The sequence below is a fragment of the Achromobacter sp. Marseille-Q0513 genome, assembly GCF_018195695.1.
GTDB lineage: Bacteria > Pseudomonadota > Gammaproteobacteria > Burkholderiales > Burkholderiaceae_B > Achromobacter.
Genome location: NZ_JAGTJY010000206.1, coordinates 1 through 10,188, shown reverse-complemented (window position 1 = coordinate 10,188; position 10,188 = coordinate 1). Strand labels below are relative to the sequence as shown.

Genomic DNA, 10,188 nt, shown 5'->3' with positions numbered 1-10,188 from the left:
GTCCAGCCCCGTCAGATGCGGCAGGTAGGGATAGGCCAGCGCCGACACGATCTGGCATTGCGCCAGTTGCGGGTGCTCGGCATTGAGCAGGTACTGCAGGCCGCCCGCCGCCGAGGGCACGCGCAGCAGCGCGGTCTCGCCGCGCGCCAGCCAGGCATTGCCCAGCGCGCGCGTGGCCTGCAGGTCGGTGAGCCAGTTGGCCGGCGCATGGCTGTCCTCTACCGCGCTCTCCGGCGCGACGACCTCCAGCAGGAAGTAATGGCGCGGCAGCGCGCGCGGATGCGCCACCTCGGCCTGGGCCAACCGCGCGAACACGGCGGCGGCCGGACTGGCATCCAGCACCACCACCGGCGCGCCGGGGCCATGCCAGCGGCCTGGCGGCCGCCCGCGGGGCTGCAGGTCCTGGCTATTGCTCAAGCGCCAAAGCGCGATCATGGGCCGTTTCCTTCGTCTATGTTGACCAGCCATTGCTCGATCATCGCGGCATACCGGCCGTACTGGCACAGCAGCAGCGGCACCCGGCCGTGCAGGCGGCGCTTGGGCTGGCACAGCCAGCGGTGCGCCAGCTCGCGCTCGCCGAAGACCAGCTCGGCCAGCCACGCGACCCGCAGCGCGCGATAGAGCACGCGCAGGTCGGCCAGGTCCAGGCTGGCCTCGCGCGCCGCCTCGCGCGCGCGGCCCGGCTCGGCTTCCGGCACCAGCGGGAACCATCTGCGCATCTCGTCGGAAAAGGTGGCGCGCAGCGCCTGGATCAGGGCCGCCGCGCTCTGGACGCTGACGGGCGGATCGGCCTGGCCCAGCGCCTGCAGCAACCTGTCATCCAGGCGCTGCGCGAGCGCGGGCACAGGCTCCGGCGCCTCAGGGCTTGGCGCTCGCGACGGCGCCGCCGGCCGCCGGGGCGGCCGCGGTTTGCTCGAAGGCGGCATTGAGGGCCGCGCCATCGATACTGACGGTTCCCGCATTCAGCAAGCCCTCCAGATAAGCGCGCGCGGCAAGTTCCTGACGCTGGCTGCGCAGCGCGGCGCGCAGTTCGCCCTTGACCTGATCGAACGGAGTCACGCCGGCCGGACGCAGGTCCGCCAGCTTCAGGATGTGAAAGCCCGCGGCGGACTGCACCGGGGCCGACACGTCGCCGGTCTTGAGTTGCTCGACCACCGGACGCATCTCCGGCGTCAGCTGGGCCAGCGGCAGGAAGCCGATGTCGCCGCCCTGTTCGCGGCTGCTGGCGTCCTGCGAATTGGCGCGCGCCAGCGCGGCGAAATCGGCCTTGGGCGCCTGGGCGCGCTTGACCAGGTCCTGCGCCTGCTTGCGCGCGGCGGCCACGGCCTCGCCGTCGCCCAGCGGCGCCGGCAGGAAGATCTGGCTGACACGGTACAGCGCGGGCTGGGCCAGCTGCGGCTTGGCGCGCTCGTAGGCGGCGGCCAGATCGGCCTCGGCCGGATAGTCGTCGGGCGCGCGGCTGACCGATTCCAGGTAGCTCTGCATCAGGATCTGTTCCTGCGCCGCCTGGAAGGCGCGCTTGACCTCGGGCTTGTCCTGCCAGCCCTGGACGCGCGCCTGTTCGATCAAGGCCTTCTCGGCGAGCCGGGCGCGCAGCCATTGATCCAGGCCCGCGCGGTTGTCCTTGAGCTGCGCGCGCGCCTGCGGCGGCAGCGCCTGCAGCTGGCGCTGCAGCTCGTCCCGATCCACCTGCACCGCGCCCAGCGTGGCCACGGCCGGCGGCTTGGCGCCGGCGGCGGGCGCGGCGGCCGGGGCCGGCTTGGCGGCGGCCTGCGGCGCGGGCTTGCTTTCGCTGCTCTGGGCGGGGCTGCCGCGCATCAGCGCGACCGCGCCGGCCGCGCCGGCGACCAGCAGCACGGCGGCGGCGATACGGACTTTCGTGGGCTGTTTCAGGATGCTGTTCATGGTCTGTCTCACAAGCTGGCAAGCACTCGCGGCGGGCGGCGGACACGGACCGGATCCACGATCGCGGACGCCGGCCCGGGGCGCCGCCCCGCGGGCCTTAGTGCGTCGTCGGCTCGGCCGCGGATTCGGCCTGCGCCTCGGACAGCGATTCCTGGGACTGGCCGGCTTCCTCGCCGGCGCCCGGCGCGGCGTTGGCGCGCAGGAACAGCAGGAATTCCTGCAGCAGGCGGTCCCACAGTTCAGTGGTGGCGAGCAGATAGTTCTCGGACACGCCGCCGGCCACGATCACATCCAGTTCCAGCACCAGGAAGGCGCCTTGCACGGTCAGGCGGGCGAAGCGCTTTTCCACGTTCCAGCGCTCGGCCAGGCCGGCCGGCAGCTCGCCCTGCACGCGCAGCGCGCAGCTCAGCGTGTAGTCCAGGAACTGGCCTTCCGGCAGCGCCGGGTTGCCCATGCGCGCGGCAAAGCCCACGCCCTGGCTGGCGCTGAGCAGCTGCACCATGCCGTTCTGCTCGGACACGGTGACGCGGTAGCCGGCCGATTGCAGCACTTCCTGCAGGCGTTCGGCGCTCACGTCGAGAATCAGGTTGGAGTCGGTCATCGTCATTTCCTTGCGGGTTTATTTGGTTTGGGTCTGCATGGTGAACGCGTCGGCGGCGCCCGGTTCCGGCGCGCCGGGCTTGGGCGAGGCGATGGCGGCGGCCGAGGCCGGGACCTGCGCGTCGTACAGCTTGTCGCCGTACTCCTGCGCCTGTTCCTCGAACTTCACGCGCGCGCTGCGGGCGAAGGGCTGGCGCATGGCCATCATGTCGCCCGTGCTGACGCGCTCGTAGGCGTTCAGGATGTCCTTGCCGGCCTGGTACATCTCGCGGTTCTTGGCGACGCAGCTCTTGACCTGCTCGTCGCGCTGGGCCAGCGCGCCGGCCAGCTTGGCGCGCTCGCTTTCCTTGGTGCGCGCCAGGACCAGCAGCTCGTCGTAGGCGCCCTTGAACTTGCCCAGCTGGGCGTTGCTGGCGGCGATCTGCGACTGCGCGCTTTCCAGCACCGCGCTCTGCTGCTGCGACAGCTTCTCGGCCTGGCCCTGGGCGCGGGAAAGCTGGCCACGCAAGGCTTCCAGCTCCTTCTGCGCCGCATCGCGCTGGGCCTCGGCCGCCGCCTTGGCGGCGTTGACCTGGGCCTGCTCGCTCTGCATCTGCTGCAGCTGCTGCGTGGTGCTGCGCAGCTGCGCGCGCAGCTTCTCTTCCATGCTTTCGGCTTGCGCGGCGGCGCCCAGCGTCAGGCCCGCGGCGCACAGCGCTGCCATGGCCGCCAGCCGGCGGCCGCGCCCGGCCGACAGCGGCGCGGCCTGGCCGGATTCATCCCATACGGTGTGCATGTCCATGGCCTCAGAACCTGGCGTTGATCTCGAACTGCATGGTGTCGATGGCCAGCGGCGCGCCGTAGACTTCCTTGGTGCTCATCCAGCGCAACACGCCATAGACGTTCTTATCGAAGGCGTAGCTGCCGCCGATGTAGTAGCCGCGCGCGTTGGTGCCGCCCTGGTGGAACGACGAATCGTTGAAGCCGTCGGGCAAGGCATCCGGCTGGATGTACTTGTAGCCGACGAAGGCCAGCCAGTCGCCCTTCTCCTTCAGGTCGAACGAACGGCCCAGCGTGGCCTGCAGCATCCAGGCGTTCGGACCGCTCTGCACTTCGCCGTTCTCGTTGAAGTTGTTGACCAGGTGACCTTGCGAGCGGCTCCAGATCTTGCCCTTGCTGTAGGCCAGGTTGCGGATGTAGTTGCCGTTCAGGCGCAGGCCCAGGCCGTCGAACACGCGCGTGTCCCAGCGCAGGTTCACGTCCAGCAGGTCGAACTTGGACGCCAGGCCCACGAACTGCGGCTGCGGCGTGGCGCCGGGGTTGGCCGGATTGGCCATGATGTCGCGCAGCAGGAACAGCGTGTTGCCCTTCTGCATGAAGGCCGGACGCGACCAGTCGGTGTCGCAGTTCTGGTCGCCGTTCCACGGCGAGCAGGGGCTGGAGCGCTTGCCCGCGATATTGTCGAAATGGTAGTAGGCCAGCGCGCCGCGCAGCGTGTTCTTGTTGTTGACCTTCCACTCGGCGCCGGCCTGGGCGGCCAGCAGCCACTTGTCCTCGCTCTTGCCTTCCTTGAAGGACGACGAGTTCCAGCCATTGGCGCTGTACTCGGTGGAGAAGGCGCCCAGCGTGCCGAACAGCGTCACGTCGCGGCCCTGCAGCGGGTGCTTGAAGATCGCGGCCACGCCGTCGAAGTTCAGGTCGTTCGAGAACAGCATGTCGGTGGAATCGAACGGATTGCCGATGCGCCCGCCGGTGACGGTGGCCCACTTGGTCGGACGGTAGGTCAGGTAGGCCTGGTCCAGCCAGATGTCCTTCTTGGACATGCCGCCGCCCAGCGTCTGCGAGGTCGACACCGGGCTGTCGTCGCTGCCCGTGGCCAGGCGGATGCCGGCGGTCCAGGACTCGGACAGCTCGGCGCGCACGCCCAGGCGGGCGCGCACGCGCAGCTGGTTGCGGCGGTCTTCGCGCGTGTTCAGCATCGGCGGGTAGCTGTTGCCGCCTTGCGGATTGACGTCGTACGGCCCCTTGGCATTCATGCGCGCGAAATCGGTGATTTCGTTGCTGTTGCTGCCCGAGTACAGGCGCGACTCGTCGCGCACGCGCACATCGCCCTCGACGGTGATGCGCGAAACCCAGTCGGGGAAGGTGTTCGGCTGAGCCCAGTTCTCTTCCTTGGCCTGGGTCATCACTTCGGCCTTGACCTCGTCGCGGATCTGGTCGCGCACGGTCTGCGGGATGTACGGCACGCGCACGTCGCCGGCCTGCGCCACGGCGGCGCCACGGTCATTGCCGGTCGCGCGCGCGCTCTTGGCCTCGGCCTCGGCCTGCGCCACCAGCGCGTCGGCCTGGTCCTGCTTGATGACGCCCTGCTGCACCAGCAGGCGGATCAGGTTGACGGTCGCGTTCTCGGACGGGGCCGGCGCGGCCTGCGCCGGCAGCGCCACGGCGCCCGCGGCGGCCAGGGCCAGCGCGGCGGCCAGTCGGTTGAGTTGGAACTTCATTGTCTTGACACTCCAGGGATCTGTTCGGTTCGTGATTTCAGGAGGGGCGGCGGCCGGTCAGCGAGGCGCGGATGGGCATGCTGACCGAGGCCGGCGGACGTTCGTCCAGCGCAGGCACCGCGCGCAAGGCCGCCACCACGCGGGCGTCGACGTCCGCATCGCCGCTGGACTTGGTGAGCTCGACGCGCGTGACCTGCCCGCTCGCCGTCAGCCAGATGTTGGCCTGCAGGCGGAAGGTCAGGTTGCGGGTGCGCTCGTCCTCGCGCAGGATCTTCTGCAGCGCGTAGGCGAGGTACTGGCTGTACGTGGCGTTGCCGGCGCGACCGCCGCCGCCGCCCGACATGCCCTTGCCCTGGCCGGCGCCGATGTTGAAGGCGTCGTTGCCGGCCTGCGCATCGCCATCGATCTGCATCGGGTTGGCGAGGTCGTCGGCCGGCCGAGGCGGCGCCTCGTCCTGCGGCTTGGGCGGCTCGGGCGTGGGCACCGGCTCGGGCTCGGGCACGGGCTGCTGCTCTTCCTTGGGCTGCTCGGGCTCCGGCGGTTTCTCGGGCTCGGGCGGTGGCGGAGGCGGAGGCGGCAGCGGAATGATCGCCGACACCTTCGGCGGCTCGCGCCGCACGCCGGACATGTCATTGGCCCAGCGCCACAGCAGATAGGCCGCGGCGGCCAGCGCCACGGCCACCGCCGCCAGCTTCAGCCAGCGCAGCGCCGGGCGCTGCGCGCGCGGGGAATCGGATTCAGGAAACGACATGACGTTTGCCTCGGCCCCTATTGCGGCTTACCGGTGACCAGGCCGACCTGGGCGAGTTCCAGGCGGCGCAGCAGGTCCAGCACTTCCACGACCTTCTGGTACTGCACGGCAGCGTCGCCGCGCACGATGACCGGGAAGTCGGGGTTGAGCGCTTTCTCGGTGCGCAGCCTGTCCTCCAGCTCGGGCAGGGTGACCGGATAGGCGTCCAGGAAGACCTGGCCGGCGTCGTTGACGGAGATCGCCTTGGTCTTGGGCTGCGACAGGGCCATCGAAGAGCTGGCCTTGGGCAGGTTGACCTTGATGCCGGCGATCTGCGCGGTGGCGGTCAGGATGAACATGACCAGCACCACCATCAGCACGTCGACCAGCGGCGTGATATTGATGCCGTCGACGGGCGCGTCGTCGTCATCATCCTGGGCGGCGGATACGGAAGCCATGGGATCTCCTTATGCTTCGGCGGCGGCGGGCTGCGCATCGCGGACAGCCGGACGGCCGGCAGCGCGCGGCGCGGGATGGTGGGCGGCTTCCTGCTCCTGCGTCTCGCCATGCACTTCGGCCAGGCGCGTGACGAACTCGTCGACGAACACGCGCATGTCGGCGCTGACTTCCTTGTTGCGCGAGACCAGGCGGTTGTAGCCAAACAGGGCGGGGATGGCGACGAACAGGCCCATGGCGGTGGCCAGCAGCGCGGCGGCCATGCCGGGCGCGATGGCGTTGATGTTCACGTCGCCGGCCATGGCCGTGCCCAGGAACACCACCATGATGCCCAGCACCGTGCCCAGCAGGCCGATGTACGGGCCGCCGGCGATGGCGTTGGACAGCGAACCGAGCTTGGCGCCCAGCACCTGGTTTTCCTTGGTGCGCACGGCGTCCATCGAGGCGCGGATGGCTTCGATGGTGGCGGCCGAGATCGAGCTGGTGTCGGCGCCCTGTTCGCGGCGGGTGCGGATTTCATTGACCGCCACGCGGTACAGGCGCCACAGCGAGGCATGCTCCAGCGAGCGCGCCAGGTTGGCGTCGTCGGCCAGCAGTTCCAGGCGCTTGCCGACCTTGGCGAACGACTCGCGGAAGGCGTCGTTGGCGCGGGCCACGCGGGCCACGTTGCGGCTCTTCCTGATCATGATGAACCAGGACTGCACCATCATCACGACCAGGATGGCGATGATGACCCAGGCGTCGATCGGCACGGCCTTGAGCAGGAAGCCCAGGCCGCCGAAACCGAAGCCGGACTGCTCTTCGTCGGTGCCATAGGCCACCAGGCGCGATTCGGCGCCCTGCGCGGTGGCGTCGGCCAGGATCAGCGCGGCGGGGCGGGCGATCTTGGACAGGCGCACTTCGTCGATGGCGCCCACGAACGGCGTATAGACCGGACGGACGGGCGCGGCTTCGACCGGCGCCTGACCGTCGGCGGCGGGCGCGGCGGGGGCAGCCGGGGCGACGGCCGGAGCCGGCACGTCACCGCCCAGGGCGGCGACGGTGTTCAGCGGCGGCAGGCTGGCGGCCAGCGACGACGAGACACGGCCGTTGACGTACAGGTTGACCTTGCTGCCGTCGGCCGTCACGGCCACGTGCTGCCAGGCGGCCGGGGCCAGGGGCTGGCCCGGCTGGCTGCGCTGGCCGTTGACCTCGACGAAAGGCACGCCCTGGTTGATACCAACCAGCAGCGAGTTGCCGGCGTCGCGGCGGGCGTAGATCAGCTGCTCGCCAGCGGGCTGGTCGGCGCGCACCCAGGCGCTGAACGTGAAGGAACCGGCGGCCGGGATGGCCAGCGAGGGGCTCGCGGGCAGCATCAGCGGCGCGCCGCCGGCGAACTGCGCGGCGCGGCCGATCACGCCGTCCACCGCGGCGGTGGTCGGGGTCTGGGCGTGGTTGCTGTAGGCGGTGGTGTCGCGCGGCGGTGCGCCGGCGGCGCCGTCGAAGTGGTAGACCAGCGTGTAGTTCGGGTCGAAGGTCAGCTGGCCATTGGCCGAGGCCGGGGCCTTCTGGTTGCCGTAGTACATCCAGATTTCCTGGCGCTGGCCGTCGGCCAGCTCGGGCACGTCCACCCAGATCAGGGCGATGCCCAGCAGCGGATCGAAGGCTTCGAGCTGATGGTTCAGCACGGTCTGGTCATCGGCCGCGACGAAACGGATGTCGGCGCCCTTCTCGCTGATGCCGTCGAAGGTGAAGTTGCCGGTGTGCAGGCGCACCAGCAACGGCGAACGGCCGGCGGCGCCGCCCAGCGGCGCGCCTTGCGGCGTGGTGTCCACGGTGATCTGCTTGCGGTATTGCCAGTCGGCCTGCCACCAGGCGTTGGCGGCCGCCGGCGCTAGGCCGGCCAGCACGGTCAGTAGGAACATCAGTAAACGTTGCATGGTCAGGACTCCGGGAGGAATGCGGTTGCGTGCGCGCTCAGAAGCTGGCGCGCAAGTTGAAGTTCAGTCGGGGATCGTGTTTGCGGGTGTTGGGACCGTCCTTGAGCGGGTAGCCCCAGTCCAGCGAGCCGCTCAGCCAGTCCAGCACCTGCATGCGGGTGCCCAGGCCGACGCTGGCCAGCGAGTAGCTGGCGTCCTGCTCCGGCAGCGTTTCGCGCAGGCGCAGGGTGGCGGCGTCGGCGAAGGCGTAGAAGCGCCATTCGTTGACATTGGGGCCCAGCCAGCGGGCCAGCGACGGCGTGCGCCACTCGACCGAGCCGAGCACGCCGTCGTCGCCGGTGCGCTCGGCGGCCAGGTAGCCACGCACGCTGGTGGCGCCGCCAGCCGAGAACTGCTCGTTGGACACCAGGGCGCCGGACGAAAGCTGGAAGGCGCCGCGCAGGCCCAGCTGCCAGTCGCCGAACAGGTTCTGCGTATGGGTGCCATCGCCGCGCAGCAGCGCGAAGCTGGGGCTGGCGCGATAGCGCTTGTCGTCGAATTCCTTCCAGTCGCTGCCGATGCCGAAGGACGAGCGCGTGGCGCCGACGATCGACAGGCCCACGCTGCTCTGCGAGGACTCGGAATAGCGGTAGCCGTTGTACGAGAACGTGAACGGCAGGTACTTCAGCGGGATGAGTTCTTCGTTGTTGCCGAAGCGCGTGGTTTCATCGAACTTCTTGTAGTCGATGCCCATCGTCAGCGAGTTGTACCACTCGCCCTGCGGCTCCATGCTGTAGGTCGCGCTGACGCCGAACGAGTGGCCCTTGCCCAGCACGTTGGTGCCGCCGATGGTGGCCACGTTGCTGTCGCTCTTGTAGCCGGAGAACTGCAGGCTCCAGCGGTTGGACAGCGGCATCGAGTACGAGCCGGACCAGACCTTGGCGTTGTCGGTCTGCTGCGGCGCGGTGAAGAAGGTCAGGCTGACGGAATGGCCCAGCTGCCACAGGTTGTCGTAGCCGATCGAGGCGGTGCTGCGCAGCTTCTTGGTGTCGGCGCTGTAGTCGTTGTTCAGGCCCACGCTGGCGTGCCAGGGGCTCTTGTCCTCGACCTTCAGGTCCACGTCCATGGTGCCCGGCATGCGGCCTTCCTTGACCAGCGGCACCACCTGGCGCGAGGCGCCGCGGTTCAGGTTGGTCAGCTCGGCCTGGGCCTTGTTGAAGTTCGGCACCTCGCCTTCCTGCAGCGCGGGCACTTCGTCGCGGATGGTCAGCGGCGAATAGTGCTTGGCGCCGACCACGCGCACGCGGCCCACCTTGGTTTCCGATACCTGCAGGAAGACGATGCCGTCGGCCACCTGCTGCTCGGGCAGGTCCACGTACACCGATTGGTAGCCGCGCTCCTGGTAGATGGTCTGCAGGGCCTCGCGCGCGGCCTCGATGTCGGACAGCGTGCGGTCCGGCCCCAGGTACGGATAGACCGCCTTCTCGATGTCACGCGCCTCCAGCACGGTGTTGCCGCGCACGATGTACTCATTGACGTTGACGCGGCGCTGGTCGGCTGCCGCGGCGGCGGCATCGGCGGGCGCGGCGGCCTGCGCCCAGGCGGCGCCAGCCGCCAGCGTCAGGACGATCGCTCCCGCTGCGCGCAAGGCGCTGCCCTTACTCTCGAAATCATGCATAGCGATGCACTCAGTTCCTTTTATGAAAACCGGTCAGTGGCCGGCCGCTACCGTGCAGTGCGCTTGACAATCTCGTGACGGATTTCTGCCCGCATGTCCTCGTCCGCAGCTTCTGCTTGTTACTAGACGTACTGGCGAGCCCGAGACTGCGCGTTGTAAGAAAAATTTCACGTAACAGCGCCGGCGCCCCTGGGAAGGCCCGCCGGAACGGACCAGGGCCCGGAAATTCCCGGGCCCTGGTCCGCTTTTTGCTCCCCGCCGATGTGACACCAGCATGACAGACGGAGGGATTTCAGCCGCCGCCGTCCACCCCCTGCACCTGCACCACGCCGTCCGGCCGGTAGGCCGGCGCCGGGGCGCGCGGCTGGGCCGAGGGCGCGGCGGCGGCCGGTTCGTCGCCATAGCCCAGGATCTGCACGCTGATGACCGACGGCAGGTTCT

Annotated in this window: 10 protein-coding genes; all 10 read right to left on the bottom strand. The window is 69.6% G+C overall.

Annotation, left to right across the window (positions count from 1 at the left end; genetic code table 11):
- A partial coding sequence (locus tag KDH83_RS26850; protein ID WP_212321297.1) for an RES family NAD+ phosphorylase occupies positions 1–435 on the bottom strand: 435 nt, incomplete at its 3' end.
- A complete protein-coding gene (locus KDH83_RS26845) occupies positions 432–845 on the bottom strand; it encodes an MbcA/ParS/Xre antitoxin family protein (protein WP_349291676.1) in 414 nt (137 codons plus the stop codon). The genes KDH83_RS26845 and KDH83_RS26850, both read right to left, overlap by 4 nt.
- 13 nt (positions 846–858) lie before the next feature.
- Positions 859–1,905: a peptidylprolyl isomerase gene (locus KDH83_RS26840; RefSeq protein ID WP_212321293.1), complete on the bottom strand. Its 1,047-nt coding sequence runs from the start codon at positions 1,903–1,905 to the stop codon at positions 859–861.
- A gap of 97 nt (positions 1,906–2,002) precedes the next feature.
- Complete coding sequence (locus tag KDH83_RS26835; protein ID WP_212321291.1) at positions 2,003–2,506, bottom strand: YbjN domain-containing protein; 504 nt, start codon at positions 2,504–2,506, stop codon at positions 2,003–2,005.
- Positions 2,507–2,524: 18 nt separating this feature from the next.
- Positions 2,525–3,280 carry a DNA repair protein gene (locus tag KDH83_RS26830; protein ID WP_249205380.1) on the bottom strand — a complete coding sequence of 252 codons (756 nt, stop codon included), beginning with the start codon at positions 3,278–3,280 and terminating at the stop codon, positions 2,525–2,527.
- Positions 3,281–3,290: 10 nt separating this feature from the next.
- Positions 3,291–4,985, bottom strand: a complete 1,695-nt coding sequence (locus tag KDH83_RS26825) for a putative porin (RefSeq protein WP_212321287.1) — start codon at positions 4,983–4,985, stop codon at positions 3,291–3,293.
- A 37-nt stretch (positions 4,986–5,022) separates the two neighbouring features.
- Positions 5,023–5,736, bottom strand: coding sequence for an energy transducer TonB (locus tag KDH83_RS26820; RefSeq protein WP_212321285.1), 714 nt, complete (start codon positions 5,734–5,736; stop codon positions 5,023–5,025).
- A 17-nt stretch (positions 5,737–5,753) separates the two neighbouring features.
- Positions 5,754–6,173: a biopolymer transporter ExbD gene (locus tag KDH83_RS26815; protein WP_103275596.1), complete on the bottom strand. Its 420-nt coding sequence runs from the start codon at positions 6,171–6,173 to the stop codon at positions 5,754–5,756.
- A gap of 9 nt (positions 6,174–6,182) precedes the next feature.
- Complete coding sequence (locus KDH83_RS26810) at positions 6,183–8,090, bottom strand: MotA/TolQ/ExbB proton channel family protein (RefSeq protein ID WP_212321283.1); 1,908 nt, start codon at positions 8,088–8,090, stop codon at positions 6,183–6,185.
- A gap of 37 nt (positions 8,091–8,127) precedes the next feature.
- Entirely contained in the window at positions 8,128–9,747 is a 1,620-nt protein-coding gene (locus KDH83_RS26805) for a ShlB/FhaC/HecB family hemolysin secretion/activation protein (RefSeq protein ID WP_212321281.1), read from the bottom strand.
- Between the last annotated feature and the right edge of the window lie 441 nt (positions 9,748–10,188).